The 15,637-nt window shown below is 72.4% G+C and carries 11 protein-coding genes; 8 read left to right on the forward strand and 3 right to left on the reverse strand.

Going from position 1 to position 15,637, the window contains the following annotated elements; genetic code table 11:
* The 8 genes from MHW47_RS05605 to MHW47_RS05640 form a co-directional block, all read left to right on the forward strand.
* A partial coding sequence (locus MHW47_RS05605; protein WP_239221501.1) for a LysR substrate-binding domain-containing protein occupies positions 1-484 on the forward strand: 484 nt, incomplete at its 5' end.
* Positions 485-543: 59 nt separating this feature from the next.
* Positions 544-1,683, forward strand: a complete 1,140-nt coding sequence (gene alc / locus MHW47_RS05610; RefSeq protein ID WP_239221502.1) for an allantoicase — start codon at positions 544-546, stop codon at positions 1,681-1,683.
* A gap of 256 nt (positions 1,684-1,939) precedes the next feature.
* Positions 1,940-2,785 (forward strand): STAS domain-containing protein, encoded by an 846-nt coding sequence (locus MHW47_RS05615; protein ID WP_239221503.1) that lies wholly within the window; start codon positions 1,940-1,942, stop codon positions 2,783-2,785.
* A complete protein-coding gene (locus MHW47_RS05620; RefSeq protein ID WP_239221504.1) occupies positions 2,782-3,159 on the forward strand; it encodes an STAS domain-containing protein in 378 nt (125 codons plus the stop codon). The genes MHW47_RS05615 and MHW47_RS05620 overlap by 4 nt, the downstream gene beginning before the upstream one ends.
* Entirely contained in the window at positions 3,156-3,581 is a 426-nt protein-coding gene (locus MHW47_RS05625; RefSeq protein ID WP_239221505.1) for an anti-sigma regulatory factor, read from the forward strand. Before MHW47_RS05620 ends, MHW47_RS05625 begins: the two co-directional genes overlap by 4 nt.
* Positions 3,569-4,777, forward strand: coding sequence for an ATP-binding SpoIIE family protein phosphatase (locus tag MHW47_RS05630; protein WP_239221506.1), 1,209 nt, complete (start codon positions 3,569-3,571; stop codon positions 4,775-4,777). Before MHW47_RS05625 ends, MHW47_RS05630 begins: the two co-directional genes overlap by 13 nt.
* A complete protein-coding gene (locus tag MHW47_RS05635) occupies positions 4,774-6,573 on the forward strand; it encodes a hybrid sensor histidine kinase/response regulator (RefSeq protein WP_239221507.1) in 1,800 nt (599 codons plus the stop codon). Before MHW47_RS05630 ends, MHW47_RS05635 begins: the two co-directional genes overlap by 4 nt.
* Entirely contained in the window at positions 6,570-8,219 is a 1,650-nt protein-coding gene (locus tag MHW47_RS05640) for a fused response regulator/phosphatase (RefSeq protein ID WP_239221508.1), read from the forward strand. The genes MHW47_RS05635 and MHW47_RS05640 overlap by 4 nt, the downstream gene beginning before the upstream one ends.
* A gap of 69 nt (positions 8,220-8,288) precedes the next feature.
* Here the strand turns inward: MHW47_RS05640 and pepN are convergent, their stop codons facing one another.
* The 3 genes from pepN to MHW47_RS05655 form a co-directional block, all read right to left on the reverse strand.
* A complete protein-coding gene (pepN, locus tag MHW47_RS05645; protein ID WP_239221509.1) occupies positions 8,289-10,865 on the reverse strand; it encodes an aminopeptidase N in 2,577 nt (858 codons plus the stop codon).
* A 116-nt stretch (positions 10,866-10,981) separates the two neighbouring features.
* A complete protein-coding gene (locus tag MHW47_RS05650) occupies positions 10,982-12,010 on the reverse strand; it encodes an aspartate-semialdehyde dehydrogenase (protein WP_239221510.1) in 1,029 nt (342 codons plus the stop codon).
* 180 nt (positions 12,011-12,190) lie between these two features.
* Positions 12,191-15,499 carry a S8 family serine peptidase gene (locus MHW47_RS05655; protein ID WP_239221511.1) on the reverse strand — a complete coding sequence of 1,103 codons (3,309 nt, stop codon included), beginning with the start codon at positions 15,497-15,499 and terminating at the stop codon, positions 12,191-12,193.
* Positions 15,500-15,637: the final 138 nt, after the last annotated feature.

Genomic DNA, 15,637 nt, shown 5'->3' on the forward strand with positions numbered 1-15,637 from the left:
CTCTGACGCCCCCACGGCCGGCGCCCCCCGGTTCGCCGTGCTGCCGCTGCTCGCCGACCCGCTCGACGTGGCCCTGCCGGCCGGCCACCCGCTCGCGGCCGCGCCCGGACTGCGGCTGGCCGACCTGGCCGCCGAGCCCTGGATCTACGGCGGCTCGGGCCCCTGGTCGGAGATCACCCTGTCCGCGTGCCGGGCGGCGGGCTTCGTGCCCGTCCAGGCCCACAGCGCGTCCGGCTGGACCGCGATCCTCGCCCTGGTCGCCGCCGGGATGGGCATCGCCCTGGTCCCGCGCATGGCGTCGGCGGACCGGCACGGCCGGGAGGGCGTGGTGATGCGGGTCCTGGACGCGGACCGGCCCCGGCGCCACGTCGTCGCCGCCGTCCGGCGCGGCGGCGAGGAAGCCCCGGCGGTGGCCCGGGTCCTGGCCGCCCTGCGCGAGACGGCGGAGGCATACCGGGACGAAGCAACCGTGCAGCGGAACTGAACGATGCGTACGGAAACTTTCGATGGACCTATCGAGTCCCGCCGTACGACAGTGAGCGCATGACCACCGAACAGGACGAGAACCGGCACGACGATCCCCACGCCAACGACGCGGCCCCGTACGGCGGCGGCGACCCCTACGCCGACTACCGCACCGCCGACCTCCCCTTCACCGACCTCGTGGACCTCGCCGACCGGCGGCTCGGCGCGGGCGTCATCGCCGCCAACGACGAGTTCTTCGCCGAGCGCGAGAACCTGCTGCTGCGGGAACGCGCGGTCTTCGACCCCGAGCGCTTCGGGCACAAGGGCAAGATCATGGACGGCTGGGAGACCCGCCGCCGGCGCGGGACCGACGCCGCGCATCCGTTCCCGGCCCCCGGCGACCACGACTGGGCGCTGATCCGCCTCGGCGCACCCGGCATCGTCCGGGGCATCGTCGTCGACACCGCCCACTTCCGGGGCAACTACCCGCAGCGCGTCTCCGTCCAGGCCACCTGCGTGGAGGGCGCGCCCGGCCCGGAGGAGCTGCTCGCCGACGGCGTGCGCTGGGAGGAGATCGTCCCGCCCACCCCCGTACGCGGCCACGCCGCCAACGGCTTCGAGGTCACCGGCGGACGCCGCTGGACCCACATCCGGCTCTGCCAGCACCCCGACGGCGGCATCGCCCGCCTCCGGGTGCACGGCGAGGTGGTCCCCGACCCGTCCTGGCTGGCCGCGCTCGGCACCTTCGACCTGATCTCGGTCCTCAACGGCGGCAGCTACGAGGACGCCTCGGACCGCTTCTACTCCTCGCCCACCCAGATCATCCTGCCCGGCACCTCCCGCAAGATGGACGACGGCTGGGAGAACCGGCGCCGCCGGGTCCGCGACACCCACGACTGGGTCCGCTTCCGGCTGCCCGCCCAGGGCGCCGTCCGCGCGGTAGAGATCGACACCGCCTACCTCAAGGGCAACGCGGCCGGCTGGATCGCCCTCCAGGGCCGGGACGGCGAGAGCGGCGACTGGTTCGAGATCATCCCGCGCACCCGCCTCCAGCCCGACACCCCGCACCGCTTCCCGCTGCCGGCCGAGGCCGTGGTCACCCATGTGCGGCTCGACGCCTTCCCGGACGGCGGCGTCGCCCGGATGCGCCTGCACGGCTCCCTCACCGAATCCGGCGCGGCCGACCTCAGGGCCCGCTACGCCTCCTCGGCCCCGTAAGCCCCGCTCCGCCCGGCGGCCGGTTGCGCTCCGCATCCGCCCGCCGGGACGGTTTCATGTGTGAAGAGCCCGTGAACGGGCACTCGGGTGTTCGTGTCTTCCTCGTTCCGCTCCTGCGGCCGTTCCACCCGCTGCCACGAAACGCCAGGTGGCGTGGTGTGCCGTGCCACGCCGGAGCGAGCCCCGGAGGTGCCGGGGCATGGCATACGCTGCGAGTGACGAGAGCAATGGGCTTGAGGTACAGGGAGTCAACCCGGTGACGAAACAAGAGATACCGGCCAGACTGGCCGAGTTGTTGTCCCAGCAGCGGGAAGCGCTCGGCGGGGCCTGGGTGGAGGCGGTCGCGCGCAGCCTGCGCGGACGCATCTCGCTCGCGGAACTGGACCGGGAACTGCGCGAGTTGTACGGGGCACTGGTCCAGGGCCTGCGTGTGGACGGGCTGAACTGGCAGGGCGACGCCTACGGCGAACTGCGCGCCCTGCTCACCGAACTCTCCCGGGCGCGGGCCCGCCAGGGGTTCACCCCGACCGAGACCGCCACCAGCGTCCTGACGGCCAAGGACATCCTGGCCCCCACCGAGGACACCACCCCCGAGGACCTCAGGGTCTACCTGCAGTTCAGCAAGCTGATCGACGCCCTCGGCCTCTTCACCCTCGAGGTCTACGCGAAGACCCGCGAAGAGGTCATCAGCGCGCAGGCCGAGCAGCTGATGGAGCTCTCCACCCCGGTCGTGAAGCTGTGGGACGGCGTGGTCGCCGTGCCCCTGGTCGGCACCCTGGACTCCGCCCGGACCCAGGTGGTGATGGAGAAGCTCCTCCAGGCACTCGTCGACACCGGTTCCGACCAGGCCATCATCGACATCACCGGGGTTCCGGCCGTCGACACCGAGGTGGCCCAGCACCTGCTCAAGACCGTGGTGGCGGCCCGGCTGATGGGCGCCGACTGCATCATCTCCGGCATCCGGCCGCAGATCGCCCAGACGATCGTCGCCCTCGGCATCCAGTTCAGCGACATCGTCACGAAGTCGTCGCTCGCCGACGCCCTCAAGCACGCGCTGCGCCGCACCGGCACGGCCTACACACAGCCGGGCGGCCCGGCGTGAGCGAACGCGTACCCGTACTGAAGATCGGAGACGTCCTCCTCGTCTCCATCCAGGTCGAGCTGGAGGACCAGGTCGTCCTCGAGCTCCAGGACGACCTCGCCGCGCGGATCGTCGAGTCCGGCGCCACCGGCGTGATCATCGACATCACCGCCGTGGAGATCGTCGACTCCTTCGTGGGCCGCATGCTGGCGACCACGGCGTCCATCTCGGGACTGCTCGACGCACAGACCGTGGTCGTCGGCATGCGGCCGGCCGTCGCGATCACGCTCGTGGAGCTGGGGCTCTCGCTCGGCGGTGTGCGGACGGCCCTCACTCTGGAGAAAGGGCTGGAGATCCTGGCTCGGCGCGGCGACGCCAGTCCGGCCGAGCGATGAATGCCTTCGAGCAGGACTCCGAGGGCGAGGACGAGACGGTCTCCATCGTCACCAACGACGACGTGGTCCGTGCGCGGCAGCTGGTGCGCACGCTCGCCCAGCGCTGCAAGCTCTCCCTGGTCGACCAGACCAAGCTCGTCACCGCGGCGAGCGAACTGGCCCGCAACACCCTGGTGTACGGCGGCGGCGGAGTCATGCGCGCACGCCTGGTGCAGCGCGCCGGCAAGTCCGGCGTGACCGCGGTCTTCGAGGACTCCGGACCCGGCATCCCCGACGTCGAGCAGGCCCTGACCGACGGATGGACGTCCGGCGGGGGCCTCGGCCTCGGGCTGAGCGGGGCACGCCGGCTGGTGGACGACTTCCGCCTGGAGACCGAGGCAGGCAGCGGCACCCGGGTCGCGGTGACCAAATGGGCGCGCTGAACCTGCCCGTCCTGGACGCGGAGGACGTCGTCTGGCTCCGGGACCAGGAGGCGCTGCCGGCCGCGGCCCGGGTCGCCGCCGCGGCGCTCGCCCGGCGCATCGGCTTTGACGAGCAGCGGCAGGCCGAGGTCGCCCTCGCGGTGAGTGAGGCGGCCACCAACCTGCGCAGGCACGCCGTGGAGGGCTCCCTCCTGCTGCGCGCCGTACGGACGCCCAGCGACGCGGGGCTCGAATGCGTCACCGTGGACGAGGGGCCGGGCATGGCGGACGTCGTGCACTCCCTCTCGGACGGCACCTCCAGCGCCGGCACCCTCGGCATCGGTCTCGGCACCATCTCCCGTCTCGCCGACTCCTTCGACCTGCACTCCCTGCCGGGCCGGGGCACCGTGCTGGCCGCCCGGTTCTGGCAGAAGGAAGCGGCCGTCCGCATGGCCGCCCTGGGCCGCCCCGCCGTGGAGGGCCTGACCCGCTCGATCACCGGCGAGGAGGTGTGCGGCGACGCGTGGGCCGCGCGCCCTACGTCCGGCGGGCCTCTGCCCGACCGGGGGCCGGCTCCGCAAGGGGCCCCGCGCCCCTCCCGGGACGAGCGCTTCGACTGGGCCCGGCTGACCGGCTACCGGCAGCCCGGCACCGGCCCGGGGAGCGACGGCGGGACCGCGGCCCCGCAGACCCGGGACGCCGGGAACGGCCAGGCGCTCCTGATGCTGCTCTGCGACGGGCTGGGCCACGGCCCCCTCGCCGCGCGCGCCGCGCAGACGGCCGTCCACGCGTTCCGCGACACGGGCGCGGAGCAGCCGGAAACGATCATGAGGGACATCCACCACGCCCTGCGCGGCGGCCGGGGCGGCGCCGTCGCCGTCGTCCGCGTCGAACCGGAGGCCGGCACCCTCGCCTTCTGCGGCGTCGGCAACGTGAGCACCTTCGTGGTCGACCCCGCGACCGGCACCCGCCGCTCGCTGCCGTCGGCGCCCGGCATCGTGGGCCACCAGCTGCCGACCCTGCGCACCGTACGCCAGCCACTGCCCCCGCACAGCGCGGTGATCATGCACTCCGACGGCCTCACCGAACGCTGGCGCGCGGAGACGATGCCCGGCTTCCTGGAACGGAGCCCGCTCGTCGCCGCCGCCCAGCTGCTGCGCGAGGCGGGCGTGCGCCGGGACGACGCCGGGGTCGTGGTGGCGAAAGGACCCTGGTGAACAGCTTCACGGCGCTCGGTGTCGTCCCGCTCGTGTCCTTCCCCCTCGCGACGGAGCAGGACGTCTTCCTGCTGCGCCGCAGCGGCAAGTCGGCCGCCGAGGCGCTGGGGGTGGAGAAACAGGACCAGATCCGGCTCGCGACCGCGCTGAGCGAGCTGGGCCGGGACCTGCTGGGCTCCGACGGTCTCACCGTCGCCTTCGGGGTGGCCCGCCGCCCCGTGCCGGTCCTGCTCGTCGGCATGGAGTGGGCGCAGGACCGGGCCCTCGGCGGCGAGGCCCTCCAGGCCGCGTCCCGGCTCGTGACCGTGCGGTACACCCCGCCCCGGCACACGGTCACCGTCGAGCAGCCGCTCACCCCGGACGGCCGGACGGCCGAGGCGATCGAGCACGCGCGCGAGGCCGTCCTGGCCCACGCGGAGACCGGCGTGCCGGACGACACCCGGGCCCAGACCAGCGACCTGATCGCCGCACTCGTCGAGTCCCGGGCGCAGCGCGAGGAACTGCGCCGCCTGAACGAGGAGCTGGAGGAGACCAACCGGGGCGTCGTGGCGCTCTACTCCGAGCTGTCCGAGGAACTGGAGGAGACCAACCGGGGCGTCGTGGCCCTGTACGCGGAGCTGGAGGAGAAGTCCCGCCTGCTGCGCGAGGCCAGCGAGGCCAAGACGCGGTTCTGGGCCAACGTCAGCCACGAGCTGCGCACCCCGGTCAACTCGGTCGTCGGACTGGCCCGCCTCCTCCTCGAATTCGACGAGGACCGGCTGGACGAGGAACAGCGCCGGCAGATCGGCCTGATCTCCGCGTCGGGCGCCACCCTGCTCGCCCTCGTCGACGAACTCCTCGATGTCGCCAAGGCCGAATCCGGCCGCCTGGAACCCCACTGGGCGCCGGTGGACCTGCGGGCCGCCCTCGGCCAGCTGCGCGGCACCCTGCGCGGCTACGGTTCCCCGGGCGCCGCCGAACTGATCGTGGCCGGGTCCGCGCCGAACCTCGTCACCGACGAGGTCATGCTCACCCGGATCCTGCGCAACCTCCTCTCCAACGCCCTCAAGTTCACGCCCGCGGGAACCGTGCGCCTCGACGTGGCGCCGGAGCGGGCCGACGGGCACGACCGGGTCGTCTTCACCGTCTCGGACACCGGCATCGGCATCCCGGCGGAGGAGCAGCAGCAGATCTTCGAGGAGTTCTACCAGGTACGCGGCCCCCACCAGCGCGGCCGCAGCGGCACCGGCCTGGGCCTGCCCTACGCGCGCCGGCTCACGGAGCTGCTCGGCGGCAGCCTCGCGCTGACCAGCACGCCGGGGACCGGCACCGTGGTCACCGTGACGCTGCCCGCCGACGGGCGGCCCGCCGCCCGGTCCGGCGCCGGGGAGCCCGCCGGGGCCCCCGAGCCCCTCGTGGCCGTCCTGGTCACCGTGGACGACGACAGCGCCTTCCGCGCGTCGATCCGGCCGCTGCTCGACCAGCTCGCCGGCCGCGTGGTGGAGGTGTCCGAGGGTGGCCGGGCGAGCGCCGCGGTGCGCCGCGAACAGCCGGACGCCGTCCTCCTGGACCTCCACCTGCCCGACCTCGACGGCTACGCCGTCCTGGCGGAACTTGCCGCGGACCCGGCCCTGGCCGCCGTCCCCGTCCTGGTGCTGACCTCGACGCCGTCCGGCGAACTGGACCGGGACCGGCTGACGCACGCGCGCGCGGTGCTCGACAAGTCCGCGCTCAACCGGCCCGGCCTGGCCGCCGCGCTCACCGCGGCCCGCACGCCCACTTCTCCACACACGGGTCGGAAGGACGACACCGGATGACGATCCAACGGCAGCGGGACAGCGCCGCGGCTACGGTGCTGGTCCTGGACGACAACGAGACGAACCGCTACATCATCGGCAGCTGGCTGCGCCGGGCCGGCCACACCGTCGTGGAGGCCGCCGACGGCACCGAGGGCCTCGCGCTGCTCGCCGCGGCCCCCGAGGGCGCCCTGCCCGAACTCGCCGTGGTGGACGTCAAGCTGCCCGACATGAGCGGTTTCGAGGTCTGCGAGCAGATCAAGGCCGACCCCCGCACCGCCTCGCTGCCCGTGATCCACGTCTCGGCCACCGCGATCGAGCTGAGCGACCGGACCCAGGGCCTGCACCGGGGCGCCGACGCCTATCTCACCGAACCGATCGCCCCCGACGAGCTGCTGGCCACGGTCACCGCGGCGCTGCGCTACGCCCGCGCCCGGCGCCGCGCCGAGCGGCTGGCCGCCCGCGTGGCCGCCCTGAACAGCAGCACCATGGCCGTCTACGCGGCGAAGGACGGGGAGACGTTCACCGCCGCGGCGGCGGCCGGTGCCGCGGCCCTGACGGAGTCGCCCGCCGTCGTGGTCGGCCTCAGCCCCGACAACCACACGCTGCACCTGGCCACCGCCCCGAGCGGCACGCCCGCCCGCTCCGGCGGCCCCGCGACGTCCCACACGGTCCCGCCGGAGGACGGACTGCTGGAGCTGCTGGCCGACAAGGCCCTCGGCGACCGGACCGGGACGGAGACCGCGGTCCTGCCGGGCGCCGACTGGCGGGAACTCACCCGCCGGCACGACGGGCTCGCGGACGTGTTCTCCGGGGACGTCGCCCTCACCCTCGCCCGGACCAAGCGGGGCCGGCCCCCGGTGGCGTTCGCCGTCCGCGCCGACACCCTCACCGGCGCCGACGACCGTGAACTGCTCTCGCAGCTCGCCCAGGCGTGCGCGCTGGCCCTCGAAGCCCTGCGCACCCGCATCGAGGAGCACGCCCTCGTCCTCACCCTCCAGCGCTCCTTCCTGCCCGACCGGCTGCCCGAGGTGCCCGGCGTCGGCATGGCCGTGCGCTACGAACCGGCGGCCGACGACGCCGAGATCGGCGGCGACTTCTACGAGGCCATCCAGACCCCGGACGGCCTGCTGCTCGCCATCGGGGACGTGGCGGGACACTCGCTCCAGGCCGCCATGATCATGGGCGAGGTGCGGCACGCCCTGCGCGCGTATGCCATCGAGGGCCACGACCCGCAGTCCCTGCTGAAGAACCTCGACGGACTGCTGGTCCGGGTACGCCCCTCGACCACGGTCACCGTCTGCCTCGTCCTGGTCGAGCCGGGCGCGCGCCGCATCCAGGTGGCCAACGCCGGACACATCCCGCCGCTGCTCCGGTACCCGGACGGCACCACGCGCTACCTCACCGAGCACGGCCCCCTCCTGGGGCTCAACCTCCCGCACCCGCCGCCCGTCGCCCACGACGTACCGGAGGGCGCCACCCTGCTGCTCCTCACCGACGGCCTGATCGAGGTTCCCGGCGAGAACCTCGACGAGAGCATGCGGAAGCTGGACGACACCCTCGCCCGGACCCCGGCCGGCATCGAGGAACTCTGCGACCGGCTGCTGGCGACCTTCGGCACGGGGAAGACCGACGACATCGCGCTGCTCGCCGCCCGCCTCGGCTGAACCGGCCGCGACGCACCGAGGGGGCGCCCCGTCACCGGGGCGCCCCCTCGGGCGTACGTCCTGGGCCGGTTACGCGGTCGCGGCCGCCGCGTCCGCCTCCCGCGCCCGCAGCGCGCGCTCCACGCCCGAGCGGGACTCGGAGATCAGCCGGCGCAGCCCCGCGCCCGGCTCGGCCGCCGCCAGCCAGGCGTCCGTCGCGTCCAGGGTCTCCTGCGAGACCTGGAGCGCCGGGTACAGGCCGACGGCGACCTGCTGGGCCATCTCGTGGCTCCGCGAGTCCCAGACGCCCTTCACCGAGGCGAAGAACTTCTCCGCGTACGGGGCGAGCAGCTCATGCTGGTCCGTCTGCACGAAGCCCGCGATGACCGCCTCCTGGAGGGAGTTCGGCAGCTTGTCGGACTCCACGACCGACGCCCACGCCTCGGCCTTCGCCTCCTCGGTGGGCCGCGCCGCGCGGGCGGCTGCCGCGTGGCGCTCGCCCGCCGCCGTCCGGTCCCGCGCGTACTCGGCGTCGATCTCCTCCTCGTCGACCAGCCCGGTGGCCGCGAGCCGCTGCACGAACGCCCAGCGCAGCTCGGTGTCCACGGTCAGGCCCTCGATCGCCTCGGCGCCGTCGAGCAGCGCGCGCAGCAGGTCCAGCTGCTGCGGGGTGCGGGCGGTGGCCGCGAAGGCGCGCGCCCAGGCCAGCTGGTGGTCGCTGCCCGGCTCCGCCGCGCGCAGGTGCGCGAGCGTCGCCTCGGTCCACTGCGTCAGCCCCGCCTCGCGCCACTCCGGTGCCGCGTACAGGTCGATCGCCGTCTTGACCTGGCGGTGCAGCGACTGCACCACACCGATGTCCGACTCCTTGCCGATCCCGGCCAGCACCAGCGCCAGGTAGTCGCGGGCGGCCAGCTCGCCGTCCCGCGTCATGTCCCAGGCCGACGCCCAGCACAGGGCGCGCGGCAGCGACTCGGTGAAGTCGCCCAGGTGCTCCGTGACGACCCGCAGCGACTCCTCGTCCAGGCGGACCTTCGCGTACGACAGGTCGTCGTCGTTGAGCAGGACGACCGCCGGGCGCGCGGTGCCGGCCGGGAACGGCACGGCGGTGCGCTCGCCGTCCACGTCCAGCTCGATCCGGTTCGTCCGCACGAGCCGGCCGTCGCCGTCGAGGTCGTAGCAGCCGATCGCGATCCGGTGCGGGCGCAGCGTCGGCTCGCCCTTGGCGCCGGCGGGCAGCGCGGGCGCCTCCTGGAGCACGTGGAACGAGGTGACGTGACCGTTCCCGTCGGTCTCGATCTCCGGGCGCAGGATGTTGATGCCGGCCGTCTCCAGCCACGCCTTCGACCAGGTCTTCAGGTCGCGGCCGGAGGTCTCCTCCAGCGCGCCCAGCAGGTCGGCCAGCCGGGTGTTGCCGAAGGCGTGCGCCTTGAAGTACGCCTGCACGCCCTTGAAGAACTCGTCCATGCCGACGTACGCCACGAGCTGCTTCAGGACGGAGGCGCCCTTGGCGTACGTGATGCCGTCGAAGTTGACCAGGACGTCGTCCAGGTCGCGGATGTCCGCCATGATCGGGTGCGTCGAGGGAAGCTGGTCCTGCCGGTAGGCCCAGGTCTTCATGGAGTTGGCGAACGTGGTCCACGAGTGCGGCCAGCCCGAGCCCTCGGCGTACGCCAGGCAGGCGATCGAGGTGTAGGTGGCGAACGACTCGTTCAGCCAGAGGTCGTTCCACCACTCCATCGTGACGAGGTCGCCGAACCACATGTGGGCCAGCTCGTGCAGGACGGTCTCGGCGCGCGTCTCGTACGCCGCGTCGGTCACCTTGGACCGGAACACGTACTGGTCGCGGATGGTGACCGCGCCCGCGTTCTCCATCGCGCCCGCGTTGAACTCGGGGACGAAGAGCTGGTCGTACTTGGCGAACGGGTAGGCGTAGTCGAACTTCTCCTGGAACCAGTCGAAGCCCATCCGGGTCACGTCGAAGATCGCGTCCGCGTCCAGGAACTCGGCCAGCGACGGCCGGCAGTAGATGCCCAGCGGAACGGTCCGGCCGTCCTTCTCGTAGCTGCTGTGCACCGAGTGGTACGGGCCGGCGATCAGCGCGGTGATGTACGTGGAGATGCGCGGGGTGGGCTCGAAGGACCAGACGTCGTCCTTCGGCTCCGGCGTCGGCGAGTTGGAGATCACGGTCCAGCCGGCCGGGGCCTTCACGGTGAACCGGAAGGTGGCCTTCAGGTCCGGCTGCTCGAAGCTCGCGAAGACGCGGCGCGCGTCCGGCACCTCGAACTGGGTGTAGAGGTACGCCTGCTCGTCGACCGGGTCGACGAAGCGGTGCAGGCCCTCGCCCGTGTTGGTGTACGCGCAGTCGGCGACGACCTTCAGCTCGTTGGCACCGGCCTGCAGGTGGGGCAGGGTGATCCGGGAGTCGCGGAACACCGCCGCGACGTCCAGCGCCCTGCCGTTCAGCTCGACCTCGTGCACCGCGGGGGCGACCAGGTCGATGAAGGTCTCCGCACCGGCTTCGGCGGAGTCGAAACGCACGACGGTGACGGACCGGTAGGTCCCGCCCTCCTGCGCTCCGGAGAGGTCGAGATCGATCTCGTACGCGTCCACGGTCAGCAGGCGCGCCCGCTCCTGTGCCTCTTCGCGGGTCAGATTCGTGCCAGGCACGCGGTCATCTCCTTGCTCTGTGATGTTTCCGGCCATCCTTCCACGAGCCGCCGCGCATACACCAAGCGCCGGGCGGGCCGGAAATCCGGCCCGCCCGGCGCTCGGGGACGATCGGTTCAGCCGCGCAGCTCCGCCGCGACCAGCTCCGCGATCTGGACCGCGTTCAGCGCCGCGCCCTTGCGCAGGTTGTCGTTGGAGACGAACAGCGCCAGGCCGTTCTCCACGGTCTCGTCGGTGCGGATGCGCCCCACGAAGGAGGCGTCCTTGCCCGCGGCCTGGAGCGGCGTGGGGATCTCGGACAGCTCGACGCCCGGCGCGTCCCGCAGCAGCTCGTAGGCGCGCTCCACGCCGATCGGGCGGGCGAAGCGGGCGTTCACCTGGAGCGAGTGGCCGGAAAAGACCGGCACCCGGACGCAGGTCCCGGACACCTTCAGCTCCGGGATCTCCAGGATCTTGCGGGACTCGTTGCGGAGCTTCTGCTCCTCGTCCGTCTCGAAGGAGCCGTCGTCCACGATGGAGCCGGCCAGCGGCAGCACGTTGAAGGCGATGGGGCGCTTGTAGACGCCGGGCTCGGGGAAGTCCACGGCCTCGCCGTCGTGCGTGAGCTTGTCCGCGTCGGCGACGACCTTGGACGCCTGGCCGTGCAGCTCGGCGACGCCGGCCAGGCCGGAACCGGACACCGCCTGGTAGGTGGCGACGGTCAGCGCTTCGAGCCCCGCCTCCTGGTGCAGCGGGCGCAGCACGGGCATGGCGGCCATCGTGGTGCAGTTCGGGTTGGCGATGATGCCCTTGGGGCGGTCCGCGATGGCGTGCGGGTTGACCTCGGAGACGACCAGCGGGACCTCGGGGTCCTTGCGCCAGGCGGAGGAGTTGTCGATCACCACGGCGCCCTGGGAGGCGACCTTCTCGGCGAGCGCCTTGGAGGTGGCGCCGCCGGCGGAGAACAGCACGATGTCCAGGCCGGTGTAGTCGGCCGTCGAGGCGTCCTCGACGGTGATCTCGCGGCCCTGCCACTCGATGGTGGAGCCGGCCGAACGCGCCGAGGCGAACAGCCGCAGCTCATCGGCCGGGAACTCGCGTTCGGCCAGGATGCTGCGCATGACTGTGCCGACCTGACCGGTGGCGCCGACGATTCCGACCTTCACGGGAACTCCCTCAGACGTACGAACGGGCACGATTGCCGCTCCATGATGCGTATGTCCACGGCCGCCTTGTCCAATCCATTGTCCGACCTGCGGACCGCGTGTGCGCAGCGCAGCGGGGGCGGGCGCTCCGTGAGCACCCGCCCCCGCTGTCGTGCACGTCACACGGTGGACCCGGTGTGACTACGGGGTGACCTTCTGGATCACCACGCTGCCGGTGCCCGCCGCGGTGCCGCGCGCGTTCACCAGGCTGACCTCACCGAAGAACTGCCGGCCCTCGGGGGCCGCGCCGGCCACCCGCACCTCGGCGCCGACCTCGGCGGACTCGCCGGCGGCCAGGTTCACGGCCTTGGACTCGTCCACGGAGATGGTGCCGAGCGACGCCGAGTAGTAGACGTCGCGGTAGTCGTACTCGGTGGTGCCGGCCGGCACGTCGTAGCCGTCGATCAGCACCGTGTACGTGCCGGCGGCCGGCTTCAGCAGGCTGACCGACTCCTCGGAACCGGCCGTGGTGGAGGCGCCCACCTCGACGGAACCCTTGTACACGTACAGGTCGAGGTCGGCGTTGGCGTCGGAGGTGCCGCCGATGGCGACGTCCAGCTTCTCGACGCCCGCACCGATGGTGACCTCCTTGACGTACGTGCCACCGGTGGAGATCGACGGGCGCTCCACGTCGGCCGAGCCCAGCGAGCCGCCCTTGAGCCGCGCCTCCAGGGGCCCCGCGTTGTTGGTGACCGTCCAGTCGACCGCGGCCGGGGTGCCGATCTTCGCCTCGGCGAGGGTCTGCACCGCCGGGTCGAAGGTCGCGCCGAGCAGCGCCACGTTCAGCCGGTACGGGTTGTCCAGCAGCGGCGAGGTGCGCCGGGCCTCGACCTCGATCTCCCAGACGCCGGGCTGCGGGTCGGCGTAGGAACGCGCGTCCGGGCGGCAGGTGTTGGCCGGGTTCTCGTAGTTCGGGTAGCAGAACGGCGTGCTGCTGTCCTCCATCTGCACCCCGTACGGGTGGATGGAGATGAAGCGGGTCTGGCTGCCCGAGCGCAGGGCGCCCAGCGAGACCTCGAGGGTCCTGGCCCCCTCCGGCACGGTCACGAAGTACGACGTGGTGCTGTTGCGCTGCACCGTGCCGGACGCCGTGTACGCGTAGGACGGCTTCGCCAGCTCCTTGGAGACGACGACCGTGGTGAGGATCTGCTGGTCGGTGCCGGCGGTCTTCCTGTCGTCGAGCTGGAGGATCGCGCTGTGCACGCCCGCGGTGCGCGGCTTCGCCTGGACCTTGACGGTGACCGGCTTGCCGAGCGGCAGCGAGACCTTCTTGGGGCCGACGATCTTGAAGGTGCCGTCGCCGTACTTCCAGGAGAGCGTGTGCGCGACGTTGCGGTCGGGGCCCGTGGTGCGGGTGACCGTCACGTCGTACGTCTTCTTCTGGCCCGCCTTCAGGCCGCCCTCGCGGTCGTAGAGGCCGGTGCCGAAGCCCGGCGTCTTCAGCGCGAAGTCGATCGCGGTGTCCACCGGCGCCTTGACGGTGTACTCGTGCGCCGGGGTGCCCTTGCGGGAGATCAGCTTCCAGGCGTCCACGATGTCGATCAGACCGGCGCCCTGGGCGTGCGCGGGCACTCCCTTGATCTTGGTGGCGGTGCTGGTCAGCGCGGTGCGCAGGTCGGCCGGGGGCAGCTCCAGGTGCTTCTGCTTCGCGGCGGACAGCAGCAGCGCGGCGGCGCCGGCGGCCTGCGGGGAGGCCATCGACGTGCCCTGGAGCATCGAGTAGCCGGCGGGCAGCGAGTAGCCCGCCTCCTTGACCGGGCCGCCGGGCAGCCAGGTCTGCGTCGTGTTGATCGCCGCGCCGGGGGCGGTCAGGGTCGGCGCGAACCCGCCGTCCTCACGCGGACCGCGCGAGGAGAACGGCATCATGTCGTACTTCTTGGTGACGCCGGAGCCGTAGTTGGCGGCCCAGGTCTCCTTGGAGATGGACGCGCCGACGGAGATGACGTGGTCGGCGAGGCCGGGGTCGCCGATGGTGTTGACGCCGGGGCCGTCGTTGCCGGCCGAGATGACCAGCTGGACGCCGTAGATGTCCACGAGCCGCTTGTACAGCTCGGCGCGGGCGTTGTTGCCGTCGTTCAGCGGCGGCAGACCGCCGATCGACATGTTGACGATGTCCACGCCGCGGTTCACGACGAGGTCGATCATGCCCTCGGTGAGCGCGATGTTGGTGCAGCCGCCGGACCAGGTGCAGGCACGCGAGGAGACGATCTTCGCGCCGGGCGCGGCCCCGTCCATCGCGCCGCCGAACAGGCCGTTGGCGGCGGTGATGCCCGCGACGTGCGTGCCGTGCTCGGACTCGATGACGCCGATGGAGACGTAGTCGGCGGTGTCGCCCGCCGCGTTGTAGACGACGTCCTCGCGGTTCTCGACGACGAACGGGACGCGCTCGGCGACGTCGGTGCGCGGGTCGTCCTCGCCGAAGTAGGAGACCTGGTGCTTCTCCTTGTAGGGCTTGAGCGCGGTGTCGTCGCGGAAGTCCGCGTTGTCGTTCAGGTCGACGCGCGAGGTGCCGGTGACCGGGTCGTAGAGGACGGCCCAGGTGTCGGTGGTGTCGCCGTCGCGGTTCAGGTCGCCCGCCATGTCGCCGCCCTTGGTGGCGGCCTCGGCGAACACGCTGATCCGGTACGAACCCTTGGGTGCGTTGTAGGTGCGCCCCTTGTAGGTGAACACCGGGCCGGAGACGGCGTCCGTCATCCGCAGCCAGGTGCCGTCGCCGTCGCTGACCGGGTCGGTGGCGGTGACCCAGTCGACGATCTTGCGCTCACCGGTGGTGGTCTTCTGCAGCGCCGGGTGGGCGACGTCCACGCCCGAGTCCAGCACGCCGATGGTGATTCCGCGGCCGTCCGCCTCGGGGTGCTGCCGCACGAAGTCGACCGCGCCCGTCTCGAAGGACGGGTTGTACGGGTTCTTCGCCGGGGTCTTCCGGCCCGGCGCCGGGTAGCTGCCGGTGGCCTTGGTCCGCGCCTTGGAGCCGGTGGCCCGGTCGGCCGCGGGCGTCGGGTCGTCGAGCACGATCTCCTGCTTGAGATCGATGCCGTGGACGGAGCTGAGCTTCGACGCCGCCTTGATGGTGGCTTCGGCGGCGGAGGTCGGTACGGTCGCCCGGACGTAGCCGAGCTTGTCGTAGGCACGCCCCAGCACGGAGCCCTTGACGGCGTCCAGCTGCTCGGTGACCTGCTCGGTCGCGCCGGGGGCGGTCGCGACCATCATGGTGATGTTCTTCTCGCCCTTGGCCTTGGCCTTGGTCAGGACCTCGGCGTCGGCGGTGCCGAGCTTGTCCGCGGGAGCGGTGTCGGCCGCCTTGACGGGTGAGCCGGCCGGGTCGTCGGCGGCGAGGGCGGGGGCCATGCCGGAGGCGGCCAGCGCGGCCGCCAGACCGGCGACGGCCGCCGCTCGGGCCGCTCGTCTCGCGCCGGATATGGAACCGGGGGATTCGGAGGTCATCAGCATCCCTGTTATGTGAAAGAGAGAGTCCGGAAATCGGTACCGGTGACCGCTCACCCTTTCGCAAATGACAGGGGTTTGTGGAGAGTTGTGAGGGACTTGTTGAGTACATGGCGTAATCCCGCCACTGGTGCCGAAGCGTCA

Origin of the sequence: Streptomyces sp. OfavH-34-F, from assembly GCF_022347745.1 — a bacterium.
Taxonomy (GTDB): domain Bacteria; phylum Actinomycetota; class Actinomycetes; order Streptomycetales; family Streptomycetaceae; genus Streptomyces.

Coding starts and splice junctions, on each gene's coding strand:
- alc (WP_239221502.1), top strand. CDS start 544: ATGACCACCGAACAGGACGAGAACCGGCACGACGATCCCCACGCCAAC.
- MHW47_RS05625 (WP_239221505.1), top strand. CDS start 3,156: ATGAATGCCTTCGAGCAGGACTCCGAGGGCGAGGACGAGACGGTCTCC.
- MHW47_RS05630 (WP_239221506.1), top strand. CDS start 3,569: ATGGGCGCGCTGAACCTGCCCGTCCTGGACGCGGAGGACGTCGTCTGG.
- MHW47_RS05640 (WP_239221508.1), top strand. CDS start 6,570: ATGACGATCCAACGGCAGCGGGACAGCGCCGCGGCTACGGTGCTGGTC.
- MHW47_RS05655 (WP_239221511.1), bottom strand. CDS start 15,499: ATGCTGATGACCTCCGAATCCCCCGGTTCCATATCCGGCGCGAGACGA.